The organism is Pseudomonas allii (assembly GCF_055380095.1).
In genome coordinates, this window is record NZ_AP039450.1 from 1,398,559 (window position 1) to 1,422,731 (window position 24,173).

A 24,173-nucleotide genomic window follows, 5' to 3' on the forward strand; every position below is an offset into this window, starting at 1 on the left:
GTAGCTTGAAGCTTCGAACTTGTCGCGGCGTAGCCCTATAATGCGCGCCGGTTTTTGGGGTAATGGTCATGAGTACAGAAGATCCGCGGTTTGCAGGCGTCGCCCGCTTGTATGGCATTGAAGGCCTGGAACGCTTGAAGGCGGCCCATGTGGCGATCGTCGGCGTCGGCGGTGTGGGCTCCTGGGCGGCGGAAGCCGTGGCCCGTTGCGGGGTGGGCGAGATTTCGCTGTTTGACCTGGACGATGTCTGCGTCAGCAACAGCAACCGCCAGTTGCATGCCCTGGACAGCACCGTAGGCAAACCCAAGGTCGAGGTGATGGCCGAGCGCCTGCGCGGCATCAACCCGGATTGCACGGTGCATGCGGTGGCCGACTTCGTGACCCGCGACACCATGGCCGAGTACATCACCCCCAACATCGATTGTGTGATCGACTGCATCGACGCGGTCAATGCCAAAGCTGCGCTGATTGCCTGGTGCAAACGCCGCAAGATCCAGATCATCACCACCGGCGGCGCCGGTGGGCAGATCGACCCGACATTGATCCAGGTGTGCGACTTGAACCGCACCTTCAACGACCCGTTGGCGTCGAAAGTGCGCTCGACCCTGCGCCGTGACTATGGTTTCTCGCGTACCGTGACCCGCCATTACAGCGTGCCGTGCGTGTTTTCCACTGAGCAACTGCGTTATCCCAAGCCGGACGGCAGCATTTGCCTGCAGAAGAGTTTTGTCGGGGATGGCGTGAAGCTGGACTGCGCGGGCGGGTTTGGCGCGGTGATGATGGTGACCGCCACGTTCGGCATGGTGGCGGCCACCAAGGCGGTGGACAAGATCGTGGCCGGGGTGCGCAGGCCGTCGGAGCGGGTCAAGCCCAGTTAAATCTCGGAACCCTACACAATTCAAATGTGGGAGGGGGCTTGCCCCCGATAGCGGTGGATCAGCCAACTTGTTCAGTGACTGACACCCTGCAATCGGGGGCAAGCCCCCTCCCACATTTAGTTTTGTGTAAGACTTAATGCCCGCATACGCTGCAGCACGGCATTCAGACCATTACTGCGTGACGGTGACAGTTGGCGAGAGAGGCCCAACTGATCGAACCAGTCGGGAAGGTCAACTGCCTGCAATTCTGTGGCGGATAATCCATTGACCCGCGCCAGCAACAACGCCACCAACCCACGAATCATCCGTGCATCGCTGCTGGCGGTGAACTGCCAGTGGCCGTCCTGCAAACGCCCCACCAACCACACCAGGCTTTCACAGCCCTGTACCAGATTTGCGTCGACTTTGTCCTCGGCCGCCAGGGCAGGCAGCCGCTCGCCCCACTGCATCAGCATCCGCGCGCGTTGTTCCCAACTGCCGACGGACTGAAAGGCTTCCAGCGCAGCAACCGCCTCCATCGGCAGGCTCATCGCAGCATATCCAGCGCCTGGTCCAGTGCTTCAAAGAAGCGTTCCAGATCATCCGAATCGTTGTACATCGCCAAAGACACACGGATCGCCCCTGACAAGTCCATCGCCTTGAGCAGCGGCATTGCGCAATGGTGTCCTGCACGTACGGCAATCCCTTGCTCGGTGAGCAAGTGCGCAAGATCAGCGTTATGCACGCCATCGACGACGAAACTGACCAACGCCACCTGCGGCGAGCCCAGCACCTGCACGCCATTACGCGCTTTGAGCCCACGCAACAGGTAGTCATGCAGCGCCGCTTCATGGGCGACGACCGCTTGTTGGTCCAGCGAACTCAGGTAATCCAGGCTGGCCCCCAGGCCGATGACGCTGGCAATCGGTGGTGTGCCGGCCTCGAAACCCAGCGGTGCCGGGCGAAAGCTGGCGCTGTGGTAGTCGGCCTGTTGCACCATCTCGCCGCCAAACTGCCAGTGGCGCAGGTGGTGCAGGGCTGCGTTGCGCCCAAACAGCACGCCGACGCCGTCCGGCCCGTACAACTTGTGGCTGGAAAACACATAGAAGTCGCAGCCCAGGGCCTGCACGTCATGGCGGCCATGGACGATGCCTTGGGCGCCATCGACCACGGTCAGTGCACCGTGGGCCTTGGCCGCTGTGATCAGCGCTTCCAGAGGCTGCCAGGCGCCGAGCACGTTGGATAACTGGCTCACCGCCAACAGGCGTGTGCGCGGGCCGATCAGTTCGGCGGCTGCTTGCAGGTCGATCACGCCGTCATCGTTCAACGGCAGCACCACCAGCGTGGCGGCGCGGCGTTTGGCCAGTTGCTGCCAGGGCAGGAGGTTGGCGTGGTGTTCCAGGGCGCTGACCACAATCTCATCGCCCGCATTGAATAAGTGCTCAAGGCCGTAGGCCAAGAGGTTCAGCGCAGAAGTCGCGCCGTGGGTGAACACGATCTGCCCACTGTCGCCTGCACTCAACCACTGCGCGACCTTGCTGCGGCTGTCTTCGAACGCCTGGGTCGCATGGGCGCCGGGCAAGTGCTGGGCACGGTGCACATTGGCTGCGCCATTGGCGTAGTAATGGCTGATGGCATCCAACAGGGCCTGGGGCTTTTGGGTGGTGGCGGCATTGTCCAGATACGTCTGGTCTTGCCGTTGCAGGGTGGCGATGGCCGGGAAATCGGCGCGCCAGGGGGAGGGCACTAGCATGGTGTTCAAGACTCGTATAAGCGAGCCCCGGGGTCGGGGCCCGCTAGTGGCATCGAGTGGCTGCTTAGTTGTGAGCGTGCAGCGCTTCGTTCAGTTCGATGGCCGATTTGTGGGTTTTGCACTCCACGGCACCGGTTTCGGAGTTGCGACGGAACAACAGGTCCGGCTGGCCGGCCAGTTCACGCGCCTTGACCACTTTGACCAGTTGGTTCTTTTCGTCCAGCAGCGCGACCTTGGTGCCGGCGGTGACGTACAGGCCAGATTCCACGGTGTTGCGGTCGCCCAACGGGATACCGATACCGGCGTTGGCGCCGATCAGGCAGCCTTCGCCGACCTTGATCACAATGTTGCCGCCACCCGACAGGGTGCCCATGGTGGAGCAACCGCCACCCAGGTCCGAGCCCTTGCCGACGAATACGCCGGCCGATACACGGCCTTCGATCATGCCCGGGCCTTCGGTGCCGGCGTTGAAGTTGACGAAACCTTCGTGCATCACGGTGGTGCCTTCGCCCACGTAGGCACCCAGGCGCAGACGCGCGGCATCCGCGATACGCACGCCGCTCGGCACTACGTAGTCGGTCATTTTCGGGAACTTGTCCACCGAGAACACTTCCAGCAGCTCGCCACGCAGGCGGGCTTCCAGCTGGCGTTCGGCCAGTTCGTTGATGTCGATCGCGCCCTGGCTGGTCCAGGCCACGTTCGGCAACTGCGGGAACACACCGGCCAGGCTCAGGCCGTGGGGCTTGACCAGGCGGTGGGACAGCAGGTGCAGCTTGAGGTAGGCCTCGGGCGTGGAGGTCAGTGCGGCGTCTTCGGCCAGCAGGGTGGCGACCAGCGGGGTGTGGCTTTCAGCCAGGCGGTTGAGCAGCGCGGCTTGGGTGGCGTCGACATTCTTGAGGGCATCGGCCAGTTGCAGCGCTTGGCTGATGGTGAAGGTGATGGCTTGGTTGCCTTCGGTGTAACCGAGGATCGGCGCGATGGCCGCGACGATTTCAGCCGATGGGTTGAGCAGCGGCTGTGCGTAAAACACTTCCAGCCAAGCACCTTGGCGGTTCTGAGTGCCGACGCCGAAGCCCAGGCTGAACAGGGAATTGGACATGCTGTTACCTCTACAAAAATGGAAAGGGCTGGCCTACTTGAGGGCCGCCGAATAACTATCTGGCTTGAAGCCAATCAGGGTTCTGTCACCGAGATCAAGCACCGGGCGCTTGATCATCGAAGGTTGTGCGAGCATCAATTCAATGGCTTTCGACTGATCGAGATCGGCTTTGCGTTCGTCTTCGAGTTTGCGAAAGGTGGTGCCCGCACGGTTCAAAACCACCTGCCAACCGTGCTCGTTGCACCATTGGGTCAAGTGTTCGCGGTCGATACCGGCCGTTTTGTAGTCGTGGAACTCATAGCCCACGCCGTGCTCATCGAGCCAGGTGCGCGCTTTTTTCATGGTGTCGCAGGCTTTGATGCCGAAAAGGTGCAACGTTTTGCTTGAAGCGGTCAAGGAATTGCCCCCCTTTGGACCAAGTGAAAATTAAAGGTCACGGATTATGCCATGACCGGCGGGACCGTGCCCCTCGTCATGCTGGCGTGCGACTTATGTGCAAAGGCCGGTCGGCAGCATAGGCGGTTAACATAGCCGGGTAATATGGCACTTCAACGGCCAGTTGTTGCCTCATGTGTGTCGTTGCAAGTCGATTGTCCGGGAAACCCGCTTTATGCAAACCGCCTACACCGTTCTTATCCTGCTGATGCTGGTCAGCGTTTCGCGTCTGGTTGGGCGTGTCATTCCTCTGCCGTTGCCCCTGGTGCAGATCGCCGCTGGTGCCTTGCTGGCCTGGCCGACGCTGGGGCTGCATGTGGCGTTGGACCCGGAGTTGTTCCTGTTTCTGTTCCTGCCGCCGCTGCTGTTCTCGGATGGTTGGCGCATGCCCAAGCGTGAACTGTGGCGGTTGCGCGGGCCGATCCTGACGTTGGCGGTGGGGTTGGTGTTGTTCACGGTGGTCGGTGCGGGTTATTTCATCCACTGGATATTGCCTAAGATCCCGCTGCCGGTGGCCTTCGCCTTGGCAGCCGTTTTGTCGCCGACGGATGCCGTGGCGGTGTCGGCGATTTCCCAGAACCGTCTGCCTACGCCCTTGATGCACATGCTGCAGGGTGAGGCCCTGATGAACGATGCGTCGGGCCTGGTGACGTTCAAGTTTGCCTTGGCGGCGGCGTTGACCGGGGTGTTTTCCCTGGCGGATGCCAGCCTGACCTTTGTGTTGGTCGCTGTCGGTGGCTTGGCTGTTGGCGTAGCCCTGAGCTGGCTGGTCGGCCGGCTGCGCGCCTGGATGATCGCCCGTGGTTGGGATGACCCGGCAACCCATGTGGTGTTCATGTTGTTGCTGCCATTCGCCGCCTACGTGCTGGCCGAGCGCCTGGGCGCCTCGGGCATCTTGTCGGCGGTCGCGGCAGGCATGATGCAAAGCTGGCTCGACCTGCTGCCACGCCAGACCAGTACACGCTTGCTCAACCGCAGCGTCTGGTCGTTGCTGGAGTTTGCCTTCAACGGCCTGATCTTCCTGCTGCTGGGCCTGCAACTGCCGGACATCATCAAGGCCGTGGTCAGTCACGAGACAACGCTATGGCCGACCCTGTTTTATCGCTGCCTGGATGTGATCGCGATCTTCCTGGTGTTGGTGGTGCTGCGTTTTATCTGGGTGCAGAGCATCTGGCGTCTGTCAGGCCTGTTACGCCGAATTCGTGGGAAAAGCGAGCTGACGCTGGTGCCGACCGCCCGTTCCTGCTGGTTGTTGACCGTCGGTGGTGTGCGCGGTGCGGTGACGTTGGCCGGTGTCATGTCGGTGCCTTTGCTGCTGGCGCCGGGCCGGGACTTTCCCGAGCGCGACCTGCTGATCTTCATCGCGGCAGGCGTGATCCTCCTGTCGCTGATCGCCGCCTGTATTGCCTTGCCGTTGTTGTTACGCGGCATTGAAAAGAGCCCGGACGAGAAACGTCACAAAGAGGTCCGCGAGGCCTGGAAAAAAACGGCTGTGGCTGCGATCCATGCGCTGGAAGCAGAAGAACCCGCTGAGCCCGAAAGCCAGGACGCCGCCCAGGCGGCACTTGCCACTGAGCTCAAGGCACGGCTGATGTCGGAATATCGCCATCAATTGGAGGTGTTCAACGACTCGGCCGAGGCCCAGGCGCTGGCGCAGCAGATGGACCTGCTTGAGCGCAAACTGCGGCTCAAGGCGCTGCGGGCACAGCGCCTGGAGTTGTACAGCCTGAGTCGTCATCACCAGATTGGTGATGACGTTTTGAGGGAGGTGTTGGCGGATCTGGACATGAGTGAGGCGAATCTGGGTCAGGTGAAATGACCACCAAGCCCTTTAGCGGCGACGCTGAATAAAATCGCGAATGCGTTCAGCCGCTTCCACACATTCCGCCAGCGGCGCAACCAGCGCCATGCGCACGCGCCCGGCACCGGGGTTGAAACCATCCACTTCCCGCGACAGATACGAGCCCGGCACCACGGTTACATGTTCTTCCACGAACAAGTCGCGGCAGAACGCGGCATCGTCGCCATTCACATTCGGCCACAGGTAGAAGCCGCCGTCCGGGTTCTGCACATCCAGCACCGGCTTGAGGGTCGCCAGTACCGCGTCGAACTTCTCGCGATACAGGTCACGGTTGGCCAGCACGTGGGCTTCATCCTGCCAGGCGGCAATGCTCGCCAGCTGGGTCTGCACCGGCATCGCGCAGCCGTGGTAGGTGCGGTACAGCAGGAACGCCTTGAGGATGTCAGCGTCGCCGGCCACAAAGCCTGAGCGCAGGCCTGGCAGGTTGGAGCGCTTGGACAGGCTGTGGAACACCACGCAACGCTTGAAGTCCTGGCGCCCCAGTTCGACGCAGGCGCTCAGCAGGCCTGGCGGCGGGGTTTGTTCGTCGAAGTACAGCTCGCTGTAGCACTCGTCGGCGGCGATCACGAAGTCATATTCGTCGGCCAGGGCGATGAGTTTTTTCAGCGTTTCGACCGGGATCAGTGCGCCGGTCGGGTTGCCGGGGGAGCACAGGAACAGGATCTGGCAACGTTTCCAGATGTCCGGCGTCACGGCGTCGAAGTCCGGGTTGAAGCCATTGGCATCCAGGCATGGCAGGTAATGCGGCTTGGCCCCGGCCAGGAACGCCGCACCTTCGTAGATCTGGTAGAACGGGTTTGGGCTCACCACCAGCGCATCGTCGCCACGGTTGACCACGGTCTGGGTAAAGGCGAACAGCGCTTCACGGGTGCCATTGACCGGCAGGATATTACGCGCCGGGTCGAGCCAGCCCTTGGGCACGTTGAAACGGCGTTCGCACCAGGCGCCGATGGCCTCACGCAGCGCTGGGATACCCAGGGTGGTTGGGTACACGGCCATCTGGTCGAGATTGTCGGCCAAGGCCTTGGCCACGAATTCCGGGGATTTGTGCTTTGGTTCGCCGATGGACAGCGCAATCGGGCGCTTGTCCGGGTTTGGCGTGACGCTGCCGAGCAGGGCGCGCAGTTTCTCGAACGGGTAGGGCTGTAGCTGGTTCAGGGCGTTGTTCATGGAAGTCTCGTTCAATTCGGTTGAAAGCCTGGGGTCTGCTGGGCGCAGCGATTCTTATGTGGGAGGGGGCTTGCCCCCCGATTGCTGACTGTCAGTTGATATATTTGTAGCTGACCCACCGCTATCGGGGGCAAGCCCCCTCCCACACAAGCCCTGCTTCACAGATTAATCCGCGTATTCAAATAGTCAGGCGCGTGAGTTCGACGCCGGGTTCCTGGGTCACGCTCAACTGCTGGACGATGGCTTCCTGCAAGCGCAGGCACAGCTCAGGGTCGGACAGCGGCTGATTGTCGGCATCGGTAATGAAGAACACGTCTTCCACGCGCTCGCCGAGGGTCGCAATCTTGGCGTTCTGCAACGACAGGTCGAACTCCAGGAAGATCCCGCCGATGCGTGCCAGCAGGCCTGGGCGATCCGGAGCGCTGAGTTCCAGTACCGTGACCGGCCGTTGGGCGTCGTTGGAAATGGTGACCTGGGGCGCAAATGCAAAATGCTTGAGCTGGCGCGGCACCCGGCGCTGGATGATAGTCGGGTAGTCATCAGGGTTGCGCAGCGCCTCGGTCAGGCCTTCGCGGATCTTCTTCACTCGCGCCGGGTTGTCGCCGATGGACTCGCCTTCGGTGTCGAGCACGATATAGGTGTCTAGGGTGAACTGGCTGCTGGAGGTGATCACCCGGGCGTCATGGATGTTCAGGTTGAGCTGGTCCATGGCGGCCACGGTCACGGCGAAGAAGTCATGCTGGTCCGGGGCGTAGATGAAGATCTGCGTGCCGCCTTCGAATTCGCGCTGGGTGGTTTCCTTGATCAGCACCAACGGGCCGCCGTCGGCGGGTTGCTGCAGGATCGCGTCAGTGTGCCAGGCCACATCACCGGCGGTGTGACGCAGGAAGTAATCGTCGCCCAGTTGCGACCACAGTTGTTCCACATCGTCCGGGTCGTTGCCGCCGCGCACCAGGATATCCAGGGCGGCACTTTGGGTGCGGCGGATCTGCTCTTCGCGGTCCACCGGGTTTTCCAGGCCGCGGCGCAGGGCACGCTTGGTCTCGGTGTACAGCTGGCGCAGCAGGCTGGCGCGCCACGAGTTCCACAGCGTCGGGTTGGTCGCGTTGATATCCGAGACGGTCAGCACGTACAGGTAGTCGAGGCGGGTTTCATCGCCGACGATCTGCGCAAAGTCGTGGATCACCTGCGGGTCGGACAAGTCCTTGCGTTGGGCGGTGGTCGACATCACCAGGTGGTTCTGCACCAGCCAGACGATCAGGCGGCTGTCCCACAGCGGCAACTGGTGGCGCTGGCAGAAGGCTTCGGCATCAACCGCACCGACCTCGGAGTGATCGCCATGCCGGCCCTTGCCGATGTCGTGGTACAGGCCGGCCAGGTAGATCAGCTCGGGCTTGGGCAGCTTGGCCATTAACTTACTGGCCAGCGGGAATTTCTCCGACACCTGGGTGTACTGCAGCTTACGCAGGTGCTTGATCAGGTTCAGGGTGTGGGCGTCCACGGTATAGATGTGGAACAGGTCGTGCTGCATCTGCCCGACGATAAAACCGAATTCCGGCAGGTAGCGCCCGAGGATGCCGTAACGGTTCATGCGCCGCAGGTTGCGGTGGATGCCGATCTTGCACTTGAACAGCTCGATGAACAGGCTGGTGTTGCGGATATCGTTGCGGAAATCGTCGTCGATCAGGTGCCGGTTTTCCCGCAGCAGGCGAATGGTATCGGCGCGCACGCCTTTGATTTCCGGCTGTTGGGCCATCAGCACGAAGATTTCCAGCATGGCAAACGGCGTGCGGCGGAACACGTTGTCGTTGCGCGCCTCGATATAGCCATCGTGCAGTTGGAAGCGCGCATTGATCGGTTGCGGCGGCGCTTCGTCTTCAGGGGCCAGGATCACTTCTTCGAAGTGCTGGATGATCAGGTCGCTGAGCTGGGCAATGCTCATGACCACCCGGTAATACTGCTGCATGAAGCTTTCGATGCTGGTCTTCGCGTCTTCGCCTTCAAAGCCCAGCAGAGTGGCGATGGAGCGCTGGTGGTCGAACAGCAGGCGGTCTTCGGAGCGCCCGGCCAGCATGTGCAAGGCGTAGCGCACTTTCCAGAGGAATTCCTGGGAGGAGGCCAGCAGGGCGTTTTCGCTTTCCACCAGGAAGCCTTCGCCGGCCAGGGCGCGCAGGTTCAGGGTGCCGTACTGGCGACGCGCAACCCACAGGATCGTCTGGATATCCCGCAGCCCGCCCGGCGAGCCTTTTACGTTGGGTTCCAGGTTGTATTCAGTATCGTTGTACTTGTGGTGCCGGGCCTTTTGCTCGGCGCGCTTGGCCAGGAAAAAGTCCTTGCTCGGCCACATGTGCGCGGTGCTGGTGACTTCGAGCATGCGCTGGCGCAGGCGCTCGGGGCCGGCGATGGTGCGGCTTTCCATGAGGTTGGTGATCACGGTGAGGTCGGCGCGCGCCTCTTCGGCGCATTCATCCACCGAGCGCACGCTTTGACCGACTTCCAGGCCGATGTCCCACAACAATGTGAGAAAGCGCTCGATGGAATCGCGAAAGATCTCATGGTCGGCGCTGTCCAGCAGGATCAGCAGGTCGATGTCGGAGTAAGGGTGCAGCTCGCCGCGACCGTAGCCGCCGACCGCCACCAGGGCGATGTCGGCCTCGAAGCTCCAACTGAACTGTTCCCAGGCTTTTTGCAGGATGTTATCGACGAACCAGGCTCGGTCCTCAATCAGCCGGCGGATGTCCCGACCACTGCGAAAGCGCGCGTCGAGTACCTCGCGGGCCTGGCGGATAGCCTTCTTGAACGCGGCGATGGGGCTCGCCTTCAGGGCCAGTTCGGCCTGGAACTGGCCACGGTCGAAGAGTTCGGGATCCACCTGGGGCATCGATCGGCTTTCCTTTCTATCTATTCAGTCAGTCACAACACAGTGGGGGAAAACCTGAGCAACGTTTATGCCGATGTTGTTCCCGACGTACGCGGGATCGTGTCATCGGCGCGCAGCGTGAAGATCTCGTAGCCGGTTTCGGTGACCAGCAAGGTGTGTTCCCACTGGGCAGAGAGCTTGCGGTCCTTGGTGATGGCGGTCCAGCCGTCGCCCAGCACCTTGGTGTCGGCCTTGCCCTGGTTGATCATCGGCTCGATGGTGAAGGTCATGCCTGCTTTGAGCTCCATGCCGGTGCCGGCGCGGCCGTAGTGCAGGATCTGTGGCTCTTCGTGGAAGACCGTGCCGATACCGTGGCCACAGAACTCGCGTACCACCGAGAAGCCGTTCTTTTCAGCGTGCTTCTGGATCACTTCGCCGATGTCGCCCAGGCGGCAGCCGGGCTTGACGATCTCGATGGCCTTGTACATGCATTCCTGGGTGACCTGGGACAGGCGCTCGGCCCAGACCGGTACGTTGCCGACGTGGAACATGCGGCTGGTGTCGCCGAAGTAGCGGTCCTTGATCACGGTGACGTCGATGTTCAGGGTGTCGCCGTCCTTCAGCGGCTTGTCACCCGGAATCCCGTGGCAGACCACGTGGTTGACCGAGGTGCAGATCGACTTGGGGAAGCCCTTGTAGTTCAGCGGCGCAGGGATGGCGCCCTGCACATTGACGATATAGTCGTGGCAGATCTGGTTGAGGGTCTCGGTGGTGACGCCGGGCTTGACGTGTTCGGCAATCATTTCCAGCACGTCGGCAGCCAGTTTGCCGGCGATGCGCATGCCAGCGATGTCTTCGGCGGTTTTCAAGCTAACGGTCATACAGGCTCTCTCTAGCGCGACGCGCTGAAATCAATACGGTTTACGGGCGTGCGACAAAAGGTTGCAGAATTCGCACAAGCCACAGAAAACGCGATTCTAACAGACCATGGCGTCAAATCATGAGCCTCTGATGATCGCTTCTGTCTATAAGGTAGGGGTATGTCGGCTCTATTCAAGGGGTTACATGAAGGCGCGCTAAGGTAAATGTGATCGCGTGTTCCGTTTTTGCCGATGCTGTGGTATAAAATGCGCCGCTTTCCGGGGATACCCCGCAAAGCTTAAATCCACACACGTGTCGACACGATGACCTGGGTGCCGGAGGCCTTGATGCCGCTGGTTGGTCATTGGGATACGTGGAGGCCAAACCCGACTTACTTAAGGAACTATCATGTCCCAAGTCAACATGCGCGATATGCTGAAGGCCGGTGTGCACTTCGGTCACCAGACCCGTTACTGGAACCCGAAAATGGGTAAGTACATTTTCGGCGCGCGTAACAAGATCCACATCATCAACCTTGAAAAAACCCTGCCAATGTTCAACGAAGCGCTGACTTTCGTAGAGCGTCTGGCCCAGGGCAAAAACAAGATTCTGTTCGTCGGCACCAAGCGTTCCGCTGGCAAGATCGTTGCTGAAGAAGCAGCACGTTGCGGTTCGCCGTACGTCGATCACCGCTGGTTGGGCGGCATGCTGACCAACTTCAAAACCATCCGTGCTTCCATCAAGCGTCTGCGTGACCTTGAAGTGCAGGCCGAAGACGGTACTTTCGCCAAGCTGACCAAGAAAGAAGCGCTGATGCGCTCCCGTGACCTGGAAAAGCTCGATCGTTCCCTGGGTGGTATCAAGGACATGGGTGGTCTGCCTGACGCACTGTTCGTTATCGACGTTGATCACGAGCGCATCGCGATCACCGAAGCCAACAAGCTGGGCATCCCTGTTATCGGCGTAGTCGATACCAACAGCAGCCCGGAAGGCGTTGACTACATCATCCCAGGCAACGATGACGCAATCCGCGCTATCCAGCTGTACATGGGTTCGATGGCTGACGCTGTAATCCGTGGTCGCAACCACGTTGCTGGCGGTACCGAGCAGTTCGTTGAAGAAGCTCCGGTAGCTGCCGCTGAGTAATTAGCGCCCTGGCGTTGACTCAGTAAGCAAAAAGGGGGCTTGGCCCCCTTTTTGCCACCTCGAAAACCATTTGTCGGCAGCGCAGCTACATCATCTGTAACGTGCAGCAGCCTACAAGGGAGATTCGGGAAGAATTGATCGCCCGTTTGATCGGGTGGAATGGTTGAAAACCTATCCAAGAGGATTTTGAAATGGCAGAGATTACTGCAGCGTTGGTTAAAGAACTGCGTGAGCGTACCGGCGAAGGCATGATGGATTGCAAAAAGGCCTTGACCAAGGCCGGCGGCGACATCGAAAAAGCCATCGACGACATGCGTGCTTCCGGCGCGATCAAGGCCGCCAAGAAAGCTGGTAACGTCGCTGCTGAAGGCGCTATCGCTCTGGTTGAAGACGGTAAAGCCGCCGTTCTGCTGGAAGTGAACTCGCAGACCGACTTCCTGGCCCTGCAAGATGACTTCAAGGCATTCGTTGCTGCCAGCGTCAAGAAAGCATTCGATGAGAAGCTGACTACCGTTGAGCCTCTGATCGAAGCCCAAGAAGCTGATCGCCTGGTTCTGGTTGGCAAGGTTGGCGAAAACGTCAACATCCGTCGCCTGACTCGCGTTGAAGGTGATGTTGTCGGTGGTTACCTGCACGGCAACAAGATCGGTGTAGCTGTTGTTCTGAAGGGCGGCGACGTTGAGCTGGCCAAAGACATCGCTATGCACGTTGCTGCCAGCAACCCTGAGTTCCTGCTGCCTTCGGAAGTGTCTGCCGAAGCGATCGAGCGTGAAAAAGCTGTGTTCCTGAGCCTGAACGCCGACAAGATCGCCGGCAAGCCAGAGAATATCGTTGAAAACATGATCAAAGGCCGTATCAGCAAGTTCCTGGCTGAGGCGAGCCTGGTTGAGCAGGCGTTCGTCAAGAACCCTGAAATCAAGGTTGGCGAACTGGCCAAGAAAGCCGGCGCTGAAATCGTTTCCTTCACCTACTACAAAGTAGGCGAAGGCATCGAGAAGCCGGTCGACAACTTCGCTGAAGAAGTTGCTGCCCAGCTGGCTGCCGCCAAGCAATAAGACAGTTTTCAACTGTCGCCCGAAAGAGGCTGCCCGCTCACGCGCGCAGCCTCTTTTCAAATGGGAAGGCTGATTTTAATTGGCTTCCTTTCGGAACTGGCTTACAAAGCCGTGTTCCGATGGCGCTGTGACAGCGTCCAGCTAGAGTGAACGCAAGCCGTAAACGGCTCGCCAAGAATTTTTAAAATACGCCGCAGGAGAGATTCGCAATGGCTCAGCAGGGCAGTGGTTATCAGGCTCGCTATAAACGCATTCTACTCAAGCTTAGCGGCGAGGCCCTGATGGGCTCGGAAGAGTTCGGGATCGATCCCAAGGTGCTTGACCGCATGGCGCTGGAAGTCGGCCAGTTGGTCGGCATCGGCGTGCAGGTCGGCCTGGTGATCGGTGGTGGCAACCTGTTCCGCGGCGCGGCACTGAGTGCTGCAGGCATGGATCGGGTCACCGGCGACCACATGGGCATGCTGGCCACTGTGATGAACGCCCTGGCCATGCGCGACGCCCTGGAGCGTGCCAATATCTCGGCTATCGTGATGTCGGCTATTTCCATGGTCGGCGTGACCGATCACTATGATCGCCGCAAAGCCATGCGCCACCTGAACTCCAAGGAAGTGGTGATCTTCGCGGCCGGCACGGGTAACCCTTTCTTTACCACCGATTCGGCAGCCTGCCTGCGTGCCATCGAGATCGATGCGGACGTGGTGCTCAAGGCGACCAAGGTGGATGGCGTGTACACCGCAGACCCGTTCAAAGACCCGCATGCCGAGAAGTTCGATCATCTGACCTACGATGAAGTGCTGGATCGCAAGCTGGGCGTGATGGACCTGACGGCTATTTGCCTGTGCCGCGACCACAAGATGCCACTGCGCGTATTTAACATGAACAAGCCCGGCGCCCTGCTGAATATCGTACACGGCGGCGCAGAAGGGACTCTGATCGAGGAAGGCCAACAATGATCAACGAAATCAAGAAAGACGCCCAAGCGCGTATGCAGAAATCCCTGGAGTCTCTGAGCCATGCATTCGGCCAGATTCGTACCGGCAAGGCGCATCCGAGCATCCTGGGCAGCGTGATGGTGCCTTACTACGGCTCCGATACACCTATCAGCAGCGTTGCCAACATTACCGTTAAGGACTCGCGCACCCTGCAAGTCGTAGCCTTTGAGCGCAACATGCTGGGGGCTGTCGACAAGGCCATCCAGAGCGCCGGTTTGAACCTCAACCCGACCAACCTGGGTGAGTTGCTGCTGATCTCCATGCCGGCCTTGACTGAAGAGACCCGCAAGGGCTTCACCAAGCAAGCTCGCAGCGCAGCAGAAGACGCGCGTGTTGCCGTGCGCAACATCCGTCGCGATGCCTTGGGTGACCTGAAGAAGCTGGTCAAGGACAAGGAAATCAGCGAAGACGAAGAGCGTCGTGCCACCGCCGATATCGACAAGTTGACCAAGGATGCCGAGGCCCAGATCACCAAGGCCACGGAAGAAAAAGAAAAGGACCTGATGGCCGTATAAGGGGTCAGGACGCCTTCATGGAAAAGACCAAGCAGACTGTGCCCTCCGTGGTGCCGCGCCATGTCGCGATCATCATGGATGGGAATAATCGCTGGGCGAAGAAGCGCTTTATGCCGGGTGTTGCCGGGCATAAAGCGGGTGTCGATGCGGTAAGGGCTGTGATCGAGGTGTGTGCCGAGGCCAAGGTCGAAGTGTTGACCCTGTTTGCGTTCTCCAGTGAGAACTGGCAGCGGCCCGCCGAAGAAGTCAGTGCCTTGATGGATCTGTTCTTCAAGGCCCTGCGTCGTGAGGCCAAGCGCCTTAACGACAACAACATCAGCTTGCGCATCATTGGCGACCGCTCGCGCTTCCACCCGGAACTTCAAGCTGCCATGCGTGAGGCTGAGGCAATCACGGCTGGCGCCAACCGTTTTGTGCTACAGATCGCAGCCAACTATGGCGGCCAGTGGGATATCGCCCAGGCAGCGCAGCGGCTGGCTCGTGAAGTACAGGCCGGCCATCTGCGGCCCGACGACATCACGCCCGAACTGTTGCAAACCTGCCTGGTGACCGGTGACCTGCCGTTGCCGGACCTGTGCATCCGCACCGGTGGTGAGCACCGCATCAGTAATTTCCTGCTGTGGCAGCTGGCCTATACCGAGCTGTACTTCTCCGACCTGTTCTGGCCGGACTTCAAACACGATGCCATGCGTAATGCACTGGCCGATTTCGCTTCCCGTCAGCGTCGCTTCGGTAAAACGAGCGAGCAGATCGAAGCTGGAGCCCGGGTTTAAATGCTTAAACAACGAATCATCACGGCACTGATCCTGTTGCCGATTGCCTTGTGCGGGTTTTTCCTGCTCGACGGCTCCGGCTTTGCGCTGTTTATCGGCCTGGTTGTCACCCTGGGTGCCTGGGAATGGGCGCGCCTGGCGGGGTTCAGTGCGCAGCTGCCACGAGTGGTGTATGCCGCTGTCGTGGCTGCCTTGGCGTTTCTCTTGTACATCCTGCCGGACCTCGCGCCCTGGGTGTTGGGGGCGGCAGTGTTGTGGTGGGCACTGGCGACGTTCCTGGTGCTGACCTATCCGCGCACCAGCGGCCAATGGTCCAGCGTTGCCTGCAAGCTGGTGATTGGCTTGCTGATCCTGCTGCCGGCTTGGCAAGGGCTGGTGGAGATCAAGCGTTATCCAATGGGTAACTGGTTGATCCTGGCAGTCATGGTGCTGGTGTGGGGGGCTGATATTGGTGCCTACTTCTCCGGTCGGGCTTTCGGCAAGCGCAAGTTGGCGCCGGCGGTCAGTCCGGGCAAGAGCTGGGAAGGTGTCTATGGCGGTTTGGCGTTGACGCTGGTGATCGCGCTGGTCGTCGGGGTGGTGCGTGGTTGGGCGGCGAAGGAAATCTTCCTGGCGCTGCTGGCCACGGCCATTGTCGTGTTTGTTTCGGTGGTGGGTGACCTCACTGAAAGCATGTTCAAGCGTCAGGCGGGCATCAAGGACAGCAGTAACCTGCTACCCGGGCACGGTGGTGTATTGGATCGTATCGACAGCCTGACGGCGGCCATCCCGATCTTCGCAGTGCTGCTATGGATGACTGTTTCGTGAGCCGCCTTCAACAAGTGACCGTGCTGGGTGCAACCGGCTCGGTTGGGCTGAGCACCCTGGATGTGATTGCGCGTCATCCTGATCGCTATCAGGTCTTTGCCCTTACTGGGTTTAGCCGTCTGAGCGAGCTGTTGGCCTTGTGCGTGCGCCACGCACCGCGTTTCGTCGTAGTGCCTGAGACAGGAGCGGCGCGTGGCTTGCAGGATGATCTGCGGGCTGCTGGGCTCGCGACTCGAGTGTTGGTGGGCGAGGAGGGGTTGTGTCAGGTCTCGGCTGACGCCGAGGTGGATACCGTGGTTGCCGCTATCGTCGGTGCCGCCGGCCTGCGTCCAACCCTCGCCGCTGTAGATGCCGGCAAGAAGATCCTGCTGGCCAACAAAGAAGCGCTGGTCATGTCTGGCGCGCTCTTCATGCAGGCGGTGCGCAAAAGCGGCGCCGTGCTGCTGCCGCTCGACAGCGAGCACAACGCGATCTTCCAGTGCATGCCCGGCGACTATGCGCGTGGCTTGAGCCAGGTTGGTGTGCGTCGGATCCTGCTGACCGCCTCCGGTGGTCCGTTCCGGCAAACTCCTCGGGCCGAGCTTGAGCATGTTTCGCCCGACCAGGCGTGCGCTCATCCGAACTGGTCCATGGGGCGTAAGATCTCGGTGGATTCGGCGAGCATGATGAACAAGGGCCTGGAACTGATCGAGGCGTGCTGGTTGTTCGATGCACGGCCGGATCAGGTCGAAGTGGTCATTCACCCGCAAAGTGTGATCCATTCCCTGGTCGACTATGTAGACGGTTCGGTCCTGGCCCAGTTGGGCAACCCCGATATGCGCACGCCGATCGCCAATGCCTTGGCCTGGCCGGAGCGGATTGATTCCGGTGTCGCCCCGCTGGATCTGTTTGCAGTGGCCCGCCTGGACTTTGAAGCGCCGGACGAGCAGCGCTTTCCTTGCCTGCGCCTGGCCCGGCAAGCGGCCGAAGTGGGTAATAGTGCGCCGGCAATGCTGAATGCGGCCAACGAAGTGGCTGTGGCGGCGTTTCTCGAACGGCGCATCCGCTTTCCGCAGATCGCGAGTATCATCGAGGACGTCCTGGCGCTTGAGCCTGTCGTGGCGGTGAATGACCTGGCGGCGGTATTCGAAGCCGATACCAAGGCTCGCGCCCTGGCAGAGCAATGGTTGAGCCGCAACGCGCGTTAGTCTGTGGGCGGGTTCGAGCCTTCAGGCACTGGATTGGAATGCGGAGAAATTAGATGAGTGCGCTTTACATGATTGTCGGCACCCTGGTTGCTCTGGGTGTGCTGGTTACCTTCCACGAATTCGGTCACTTCTGGGTGGCACGTCGTTGCGGCGTCAAGGTATTGCGTTTTTCCGTCGGCTTCGGCATGCCGCTGTTGCGCTGGCACGACCGCCGTGGCACGGAGTTCGTGATCGCGGCCATCCCATTGGGTGGCTACGTCAAGATGCTCGATGAGCGTGAAGGCGAGGTACCGGTAGATCAGTTGGATCAATCCTTCAATCGCAAGACCGTTCGTCAGCGTATCGCTATTGTTGCTGCAGGTCCGATCGCCAATTTCCTGTTGGCGATGGTGTTCTTCTGGGTGTTGGCCATGCTGGGCAGCCAGCAGGTGCGTCCGGTCATCGGTGCAGTTGAGGCGGACAGCATTGCCGGCAAGGCAGGACTGGTTGCTGGACAAGAAATTGTTTCCATTGATGGCGAACCCACCACAGGTTGGGGTGCAGTCAATTTGCAGTTGGTGCGTCGCCTGGGTGAAAGCGGCACCGTGAATGTAGTGGTACGCGAGCAGGACTCCACGGCCGAGAGCCCGCGTGAGCTGGCTCTAGACCATTGGCTCAAGGGCGCTGATGAGCCTGATCCGATCAAATCCCTGGGCATACGTCCATGGCGTCCGGCCTTGCCGCCGGTGCTTGCCGAGCTGGATCCGAAAGGTCCGGCCCAAGCTGCGGGCCTGAAAACCGGCGATCGCCTGTTGGCCCTCGATGGTCAGCCACTGGGTGACTGGCAACAGGTGGTCGATCTGGTTCGTGTACGCCCTGATACCAAAATTGTGCTGAAAGTTGAACGCGACGGTGCTCAAATCGACGTCCCTGTGACCTTGTCGGTTCGCGGGGAGGCCAAGGCGGCCGGGGGTTACCTGGGTGCCGGAGTCAAAGGTGTCGATTGGCCGCCATCGATGGTGCGTGAGGTGAGTTTCGGGCCGTTGGCGGCAATTGGCGAGGGTGCGAAACGCACCTGGACCATGAGTGTGCTGACGCTCGAATCCCTCAAGAAAATGTTGTTCGGCGAGCTCTCGGTAAAAAACTTGAGTGGACCGATAACCATTGCTAAAGTGGCGGGCGCTTCTGCCCAGTCGGGTGTCGCGGATTTCCTGAATTTCCTGGCTTATCTAAGTATTAGCCTGGGGGTCCTGAATTTGCTGCCCATTCCAGTATTGGATGGGGGGCATCTGTTGTTTTATCTGGTCGAGTGGGTGCGTGGTCGCCCCTTGTCGGATCGGGTGCAGGGTTGGGGGATACAGATCGGTATCAGTTTGGTGGTCGGGGTGATGTTGTTAGCCCTGGTCAACGATCTGGGTCGACTGTAACGCTTCGCTGAATTGCGAATCTGCCGCATTTTGCGGCAGTTTGTTTATTGCCAGTTGGAATAAGAAAGGACTTCATGAAACGTCTGCTGCTAACTGCGGTTCTCACCGTATTGATGATCGCCGAAGTTCACGCCGAGTCCTTCACCATCTCCGATATTCGCGTCAACGGCCTCCAGCGGGTTTCCGCGGGTAGCGTCTTTGGCGCCTTGCCGTTGAACGTTGGGGAACAGGCTGATGACCGTCGCCTGGTGGAATCCACTCGTGCGCTGTTCAAAACCGGTTTCTTTCAAGACATCCAACTGGGTCGCGAAGGCAACGTCCTGGTCATCACCGTGGTCGAGCGACCTTCCGTCGCCAGTATCGAGATCGAAGGCAACAAGGCGATCTCGACTGAAGACTTGATGAAGGGTCTGAAGCAATCCGGCCTGGCCGAAGGCGAGATCTTCCAGCGCGCCACCCTCGAAGGTGTGCGTAACGAGCTGCAACGCCAGTACGTTGCCCAGGGCCGCTACTCCGCGACCGTGGAAACGGAAGTGGTACCGCAGCCGCGCAACCGTGTCGGCCTCAAGGTCAACATCAACGAAGGCACTGTGGCGGCGATCCAGCACATCAACGTGGTAGGCAATACCAAGTTCTCTGATGACGACCTGATCGACCTGTTCGAACTCAAGACCACCAACTGGCTGTCGTTCTTCAAGAACGATGACAAGTACGCCCGCGAAAAACTGTCCGGTGACCTGGAGCGCCTACGCTCCTACTACCTGGACCGTGGCTACATCAATATGGATATCGCTTCGACCCAGGTGTCGATCACCCCGGACAAGAAGCACGTCTACATCACCGTCAACGTCAACGAAGGCGAGAAGTACAAGGTTCGCGACGTCAAGCTGAGCGGCGACCTGAAAGTGCCTGAAGACCAGGTCAAGGCGCTGTTGCTGGTGCAGAAAGACCAGGTGTTCTCGCGCAAGCTGATGACCACCACATCCGAACTGATCACCCGTCGCCTGGGCAACGAAGGCTATACCTTCGCCAACGTCAACGGTGTGCCGACGCCCCATGATGATGACCACACCGTGGACATCACCTTCGTGGTCGATCCAGGCAAGCGTGCCTACGTAAACCGTATCAACTTCCGCGGCAACACCAAGTCTGCGGACGAAGTGCTGCGTCGTGAAATGCGTCAGATGGAAGGCGGCTGGGCCTCGACTTACCTGATCGACCAGTCCAAGACCCGTCTTGAGCGCCTCGGCTTCTTCAAGGAAGTCAACGTCGAAACCCCGGCCGTACCGGGTGTGGATGACCAGGTTGACGTGAACTACGCCGTTGAAGAACAAGCATCGGGTTCCATCACCGCCAGCGTCGGTTTCGCACAGAGCGCCGGCCTGATCCTCGGCGGTTCGATCACCCAGAACAACTTCCTGGGTACTGGTAACCGAGTTTCCATCGGCCTGACCCGAAGCGAATACCAGAGCCGATATAACTTCGGTTATACCGATCCCTACTGGACTGCTGACGGTGTGAGCCTGGGCTACAACGCCTTCTATCGCACCACTGACTACAAAGACCTCGACGTTGACGTAGCCAGCTATGCAATCGACAGCCTTGGTGCTGGCGTGAACGTGGGTTACCCGATCAGCGAGACCTCGCGCCTGACGTTCGGCTTGACCGCGCAGCAGGATGAGATCAAGACCGGTGTCTACACCGTGGACGAAATCTTCGACTTCACCCGTCGTGAAGGTGACAAGTTCCTGAACTTCAAGGCGTCCGCCGGCTGGTCCGAGTCGACGCTGAACAAAGGTGTACTGGCGACCCGTGGTCATTCCCAGAGCCTGACCCTGGAAACCACCACCCCGGGCAGCGACCTGTCGTTCTTCAAGCTCGACTACCGCGGCCAGCTGTTCCAGCCGTTGAGCGACAACTACACCATGCGCCTGCACACTGAGTTGGGCTACGGCGATGGTTATGGTTCCACCAATGGTCTACCGTTCTACGAGAACTACTATGCGGGTGGCTTCAACTCCGTACGTGGTTTCAAGGACAGCACCCTGGGCCCGCGTGGTACTCCGAGCCGTGGTGTTGGTGTAACCGGTAACCAGGGCACCGTAGCGGACTCCGACAACGACCCACTGCCGTTCGGTGGTAACGTCCTGATCCAGGGTGGTGCGGAAATCCTGTTCCCGCTGCCGTTCGTGAAAGATCAGCGCTCCCTGCGTACTTCGGTATTCTGGGACGTGGGTAACGTGTTCGACTCCAAATGCGAGCAGATCCGTAACCCGAGCGGCGTGAAGTCCAACACTCAGTGTAACGACGTGAGCCTGAGTAACCTGGCAAGCTCCGTGGGCGTGGGTGTGACCTGGGTGACTGCGCTTGGCCCATTGAGCTTTGCTCTGGCCATGCCGATCAAGAAACCGGATAACGCTGAAACCCAGATTTTCCAATTCTCCCTCGGCCAGACGTTCTAAGCGTCTGACCCAAGATAACGACAACGGATTCTGTAGGAGTACATCGTGCGTAAGTTGACTCAATTGGTGCTGCTGGCAACCGTGCTGGTAGCAACCCCGGCCTTCGCCGAAATGAAAATCGCCGTCCTGAACTATCAGATGGCCCTGTTGGAATCCGATGCGGCCAAGAAATACGCCGTGGATGCCGAGAAGAAATTCGGTCCGCAACTGACCAAGCTCAAGACCCTGGAAAGCAGCGCCAAGGGCATCCAGGATCGTCTGGTCGCCGGTGGTGACAAGATGCAGCAAGGCGAGCGCGAGCGTCTGGAGCTTGAATTCAAGCAAAAGGCCCGTGACTACCAGTTCCAGTCCAAAGAACTGAACGAAGCCAAAGCTGTTGCTGACCGCGAAATGCTGAAACAGCTGAAGCCGAAACTCGACAGCGCTGTGGAAGAAGTCATCAAGAAAGGTGCCTTTGACCTGGTGTTCGAGCGTGGCGCTGTGATCGACGTCAAGCCTCAATACGACATCACCCGTCAGGTGATCGAGCGCATGAACCAGCTGAAGTAAGCCATGACCGCGACTATCAAACTCGGCGAGTTGGCCGAGTTCCTGGGGGCCGCCTTACGTGGCTCCCCGGAGAAGGAAATTACTGGGCTAGCCACCTTGCAGGAGGCTGGCCCAGCTCAGTTGAGCTTCCTCGCAAACCCCCAATACCGTAAATACCTGGTCGACAGCCAAGCCGCAGCCGTGTTGCTGAAGGCCGCTGATGCCGAAGGGTTTGTCGGGGATGCGCTGGTGGTGGCCGACCCGTACCTGGCGTATGCGCGGGTGTCGCATCTGTTCGATCCCAAACCCAAGGCCGCTGGCGGTATTCACCCGTCTGCTGTGATCGCCGATGATGCCCAGGTTGACCCTGCTGCCAGCGTCGGTGCCTTTGCGGTGATCGAGAGCGGTGCACGCATTGCGGCGGGCGTGACCATTGGTGCCCATTGTTTTATCGGTGCGCGCTGCGAAATCGGCGCAGGCGGTTGGCTGGCACCCCGCGTAACCCTGTACCACGACGTGCGTATCGGTGAGCGTGTGGTCATCCAGTCAGGTGCCGTGATCGGTGGTGAAGGCTTTGGCTTTGCCAATTCCAAGGGCATCTGGAACAAGATTGCCCAGGTCGGCGGCGTATTGATCGGCGACGACGTGGAAATTGGCGTGAACACAGCTGTTGATCGCGGGGCCCTGGCCGATACCGTGATCGGCAACGGCGTAAAGCTCGACAACCAGATCCAGATCGCCCACAACGTGCAGATTGGCGATCACACCGCCATGGCAGCCTGTGTGGGTATCTCCGGCAGCACCCGGATCGGCAAGCATTGCATGCTGGCCGGTGGCGTCGGGCTGGTGGGGCACATCGATATTTGCGACAACGTCTTCATCACCGGCATGACCATGGTCACCCACTCGATTACCGAACCGGGTGCTTATTCTTCCGGTACCGCCATGCAGCCTGCGGCTGAATGGCGCAAGAGTGCAGCACGGTTGAGGCAGCTCGACGACATGGCTCGACGTCTCAAACAGCTGGAAAAGCGTGTTGGGGACGTGACCCCTGGCGGTAATGCTTCATCAGAAGGCTGATACCATTTCCATATCAAGTGTGCACAGCCGCTAGACTGCCTCCTTGATTTGCTAGCGGGGCGTGCTTTTAGTTCGCCCGCCCCCAATCTTTATTACAGGCTTCCCCCCGAAATGATGGACATCAACGAGATTCGCGAATACCTGCCTCACCGTTACCCGTTCCTGTTGGTGGATCGCGTAGTGGACCTCAATGTCGAGGAAAAGCGCATTCGTGCCTACAAGAATGTCAGCATCAACGAACCGTTCTTCAATGGTCACTTTCCTGCGCATCCGATCATGCCGGGTGTGTTGATCATCGAGGCGATGGCCCAGGCTGCCGGTATCCTTGGTTTCAAAATGCTCGACCTCAAGCCTGCCGATGGCACGCTTTACTATTTCGTGGGCTCCGACAAGTTGCGTTTCCGCAACCCGGTTACCCCGGGTGACCAGTTGATCCTGGAAGCCAAGTTCATCAGCTGCAAGCGCCAGATCTGGAAGTTCGAATGCCAGGCCTCGGTGGATGGCAAGCCGGTGTGCTCTGCCGAGATCATCTGTGCGGAACGCAAACTATGAGTTTGATTGACCCTCGCGCAATCATCGATCCGTCGGCCGTTCTGGCCGCCGACGTTGAGGTCGGCCCCTGGTCGATCATCGGCGCAGGTGTGGAAATCGGCGAGGGGACTGTCATCGGGCCGCACGTGATCCTCAAAGGTCCGACCCGCATTGGCAAACACAACCGCATCTACCAGTTCTCCTCGGTAGGCGAAGACACCCCGGACATGAAGTACAAGGGTGAAGAGACCCGCCTGGTAATCGGTGATCACAACATCATCCGTGAAGGCGTGACCATTCACCGTGGCACCGTGCAGGATCGGGCTGAAACCACCCTGGGTGACCACAACCTGGTCATGGCCTATGCCCATATCGGCCACGACAGCGTGATCGGCAACCATTGCATCCTGGTCAACAACACCGCGTTGGCCGGCCATGTGCATGTTGACGATTGGGCGATCCTGTCCGGTTTCACCCTGGTGCATCAGTACTGCCATATCGGTGCTCATAGCTTTTCCGGCATGGGCACCGCCATTGGCAAGGATGTTCCGGCATTCGTCACGGTATTCGGCAACCCCGCCGAAGCCCGCAGCATGAACTTCGAAGGCATGCGCCGTCGGGGTTTCAGCGAAGAAGCCATCCACGCCCTGCGCCGCGCCTACAAGGTGGTTTACCGCCAGGGGCTCACGGTGGAACAGGCGTTGACCCAACTGACCGAGCCGGCAGCGTTGTTCCCGGAAGTCGCGGTGTTCCGTGACTCGATCCAGGCGTCGACTCGCGGCATCACCCGCTGAT

The 24,173-nt window shown here is 59.8% G+C and carries 22 protein-coding genes; 15 read left to right on the plus strand and 7 right to left on the minus strand.

What is annotated here, in order from left to right; translation table 11 throughout:
• The first annotated feature begins 68 nt into the window (after nt 1-68).
• The gene (gene tcdA, locus ACZ445_RS06260; protein WP_375166094.1) at nt 69-878 is read left to right on the plus strand and encodes a tRNA cyclic N6-threonylcarbamoyladenosine(37) synthase TcdA; all 810 of its coding nucleotides are present in this window, start codon (nt 69-71) and stop codon (nt 876-878) included.
• A gap of 116 nt (nt 879-994) precedes the next feature.
• Here the strand turns inward: tcdA and ACZ445_RS06265 are convergent, their stop codons facing one another.
• From ACZ445_RS06265 to ACZ445_RS06280, 4 genes are all read right to left on the minus strand, one after another.
• Nucleotides 995-1,408 carry a SufE family protein gene (locus tag ACZ445_RS06265; protein ID WP_179029375.1) on the minus strand — a complete coding sequence of 138 codons (414 nt, stop codon included), beginning with the start codon at nt 1,406-1,408 and terminating at the stop codon, nt 995-997.
• On the minus strand, nt 1,405-2,610 hold the full coding sequence (locus ACZ445_RS06270; RefSeq protein WP_464708091.1) for an aminotransferase class V-fold PLP-dependent enzyme: 1,206 nt from the start codon (nt 2,608-2,610) through the stop codon (nt 1,405-1,407). The genes ACZ445_RS06265 and ACZ445_RS06270 overlap by 4 nt, the downstream gene beginning before the upstream one ends.
• A gap of 64 nt (nt 2,611-2,674) precedes the next feature.
• On the minus strand, nt 2,675-3,709 hold the full coding sequence (dapD, locus tag ACZ445_RS06275) for a 2,3,4,5-tetrahydropyridine-2,6-dicarboxylate N-succinyltransferase (RefSeq protein ID WP_071496944.1): 1,035 nt from the start codon (nt 3,707-3,709) through the stop codon (nt 2,675-2,677).
• 33 nt (nt 3,710-3,742) lie between these two features.
• On the minus strand, nt 3,743-4,051 hold the full coding sequence (locus ACZ445_RS06280; RefSeq protein ID WP_231999482.1) for an arsenate reductase: 309 nt from the start codon (nt 4,049-4,051) through the stop codon (nt 3,743-3,745).
• A gap of 268 nt (nt 4,052-4,319) precedes the next feature.
• Between ACZ445_RS06280 and ACZ445_RS06285 the strand changes: the two genes are divergently transcribed.
• Nucleotides 4,320-5,963 carry a Na+/H+ antiporter gene (locus ACZ445_RS06285; protein ID WP_464708092.1) on the plus strand — a complete coding sequence of 548 codons (1,644 nt, stop codon included), beginning with the start codon at nt 4,320-4,322 and terminating at the stop codon, nt 5,961-5,963.
• A 12-nt stretch (nt 5,964-5,975) separates the two neighbouring features.
• Here ACZ445_RS06285 and dapC read toward each other — a convergent pair whose 3' ends face one another.
• The 3 genes from dapC to map form a co-directional block, all read right to left on the minus strand.
• Nucleotides 5,976-7,175 (minus strand): succinyldiaminopimelate transaminase, encoded by a 1,200-nt coding sequence (gene dapC / locus ACZ445_RS06290; RefSeq protein WP_464693933.1) that lies wholly within the window; start codon nt 7,173-7,175, stop codon nt 5,976-5,978.
• Between the two features lie 178 nt (nt 7,176-7,353).
• On the minus strand, nt 7,354-10,056 hold the full coding sequence (locus ACZ445_RS06295) for a [protein-PII] uridylyltransferase (protein ID WP_179029378.1): 2,703 nt from the start codon (nt 10,054-10,056) through the stop codon (nt 7,354-7,356).
• Between the two features lie 65 nt (nt 10,057-10,121).
• Nucleotides 10,122-10,916: a type I methionyl aminopeptidase gene (gene map / locus ACZ445_RS06300; RefSeq protein ID WP_058425288.1), complete on the minus strand. Its 795-nt coding sequence runs from the start codon at nt 10,914-10,916 to the stop codon at nt 10,122-10,124.
• 388 nt (nt 10,917-11,304) lie between these two features.
• Here map and rpsB point away from each other — a divergent pair, with 388 nt between their 5' ends.
• The 13 genes from rpsB to lpxA all read left to right on the plus strand — a co-directional run bounded on the left by rpsB (nt 11,305) and on the right by lpxA (nt 24,172).
• Nucleotides 11,305-12,042, plus strand: a complete 738-nt coding sequence (rpsB, locus tag ACZ445_RS06305) for a 30S ribosomal protein S2 (RefSeq protein WP_003189158.1) — start codon at nt 11,305-11,307, stop codon at nt 12,040-12,042.
• 191 nt (nt 12,043-12,233) lie between these two features.
• On the plus strand, nt 12,234-13,097 hold the full coding sequence (gene tsf, locus ACZ445_RS06310; RefSeq protein WP_058425287.1) for a translation elongation factor Ts: 864 nt from the start codon (nt 12,234-12,236) through the stop codon (nt 13,095-13,097).
• Between the two features lie 209 nt (nt 13,098-13,306).
• A complete protein-coding gene (gene pyrH, locus ACZ445_RS06315; protein ID WP_003189161.1) occupies nt 13,307-14,050 on the plus strand; it encodes a UMP kinase in 744 nt (247 codons plus the stop codon).
• Nucleotides 14,047-14,604, plus strand: a complete 558-nt coding sequence (frr, locus tag ACZ445_RS06320) for a ribosome recycling factor (protein ID WP_012722596.1) — start codon at nt 14,047-14,049, stop codon at nt 14,602-14,604. Before pyrH ends, frr begins: the two co-directional genes overlap by 4 nt.
• Nucleotides 14,605-14,621: 17 nt before the next feature.
• Nucleotides 14,622-15,377 carry a polyprenyl diphosphate synthase gene (uppS, locus tag ACZ445_RS06325; RefSeq protein WP_016974405.1) on the plus strand — a complete coding sequence of 252 codons (756 nt, stop codon included), beginning with the start codon at nt 14,622-14,624 and terminating at the stop codon, nt 15,375-15,377.
• Nucleotides 15,378-16,184 carry a phosphatidate cytidylyltransferase gene (locus tag ACZ445_RS06330; RefSeq protein WP_179029379.1) on the plus strand — a complete coding sequence of 269 codons (807 nt, stop codon included), beginning with the start codon at nt 15,378-15,380 and terminating at the stop codon, nt 16,182-16,184. It abuts the gene before it with no gap.
• Nucleotides 16,181-17,371: a 1-deoxy-D-xylulose-5-phosphate reductoisomerase gene (gene ispC, locus ACZ445_RS06335; protein ID WP_058425285.1), complete on the plus strand. Its 1,191-nt coding sequence runs from the start codon at nt 16,181-16,183 to the stop codon at nt 17,369-17,371. The genes ACZ445_RS06330 and ispC overlap by 4 nt, the downstream gene beginning before the upstream one ends.
• A gap of 53 nt (nt 17,372-17,424) precedes the next feature.
• Nucleotides 17,425-18,777 (plus strand): sigma E protease regulator RseP, encoded by a 1,353-nt coding sequence (gene rseP / locus ACZ445_RS06340; protein WP_058425284.1) that lies wholly within the window; start codon nt 17,425-17,427, stop codon nt 18,775-18,777.
• 74 nt (nt 18,778-18,851) lie between these two features.
• Nucleotides 18,852-21,239, plus strand: coding sequence for an outer membrane protein assembly factor BamA (gene bamA / locus ACZ445_RS06345; protein WP_058425283.1), 2,388 nt, complete (start codon nt 18,852-18,854; stop codon nt 21,237-21,239).
• A gap of 45 nt (nt 21,240-21,284) precedes the next feature.
• Nucleotides 21,285-21,788 (plus strand): OmpH/Skp family outer membrane protein, encoded by a 504-nt coding sequence (locus ACZ445_RS06350; protein WP_003219314.1) that lies wholly within the window; start codon nt 21,285-21,287, stop codon nt 21,786-21,788.
• Nucleotides 21,789-21,791: 3 nt separating this feature from the next.
• Nucleotides 21,792-22,847, plus strand: coding sequence for a UDP-3-O-(3-hydroxymyristoyl)glucosamine N-acyltransferase (gene lpxD, locus ACZ445_RS06355; RefSeq protein WP_058425282.1), 1,056 nt, complete (start codon nt 21,792-21,794; stop codon nt 22,845-22,847).
• A gap of 111 nt (nt 22,848-22,958) precedes the next feature.
• Nucleotides 22,959-23,399, plus strand: coding sequence for a 3-hydroxyacyl-ACP dehydratase FabZ (fabZ, locus tag ACZ445_RS06360; protein ID WP_003172281.1), 441 nt, complete (start codon nt 22,959-22,961; stop codon nt 23,397-23,399).
• Nucleotides 23,396-24,172, plus strand: coding sequence for an acyl-ACP--UDP-N-acetylglucosamine O-acyltransferase (gene lpxA / locus ACZ445_RS06365; protein WP_058425281.1), 777 nt, complete (start codon nt 23,396-23,398; stop codon nt 24,170-24,172). The genes fabZ and lpxA overlap by 4 nt, the downstream gene beginning before the upstream one ends.
• Nucleotide 24,173: the final 1 nt, after the last annotated feature.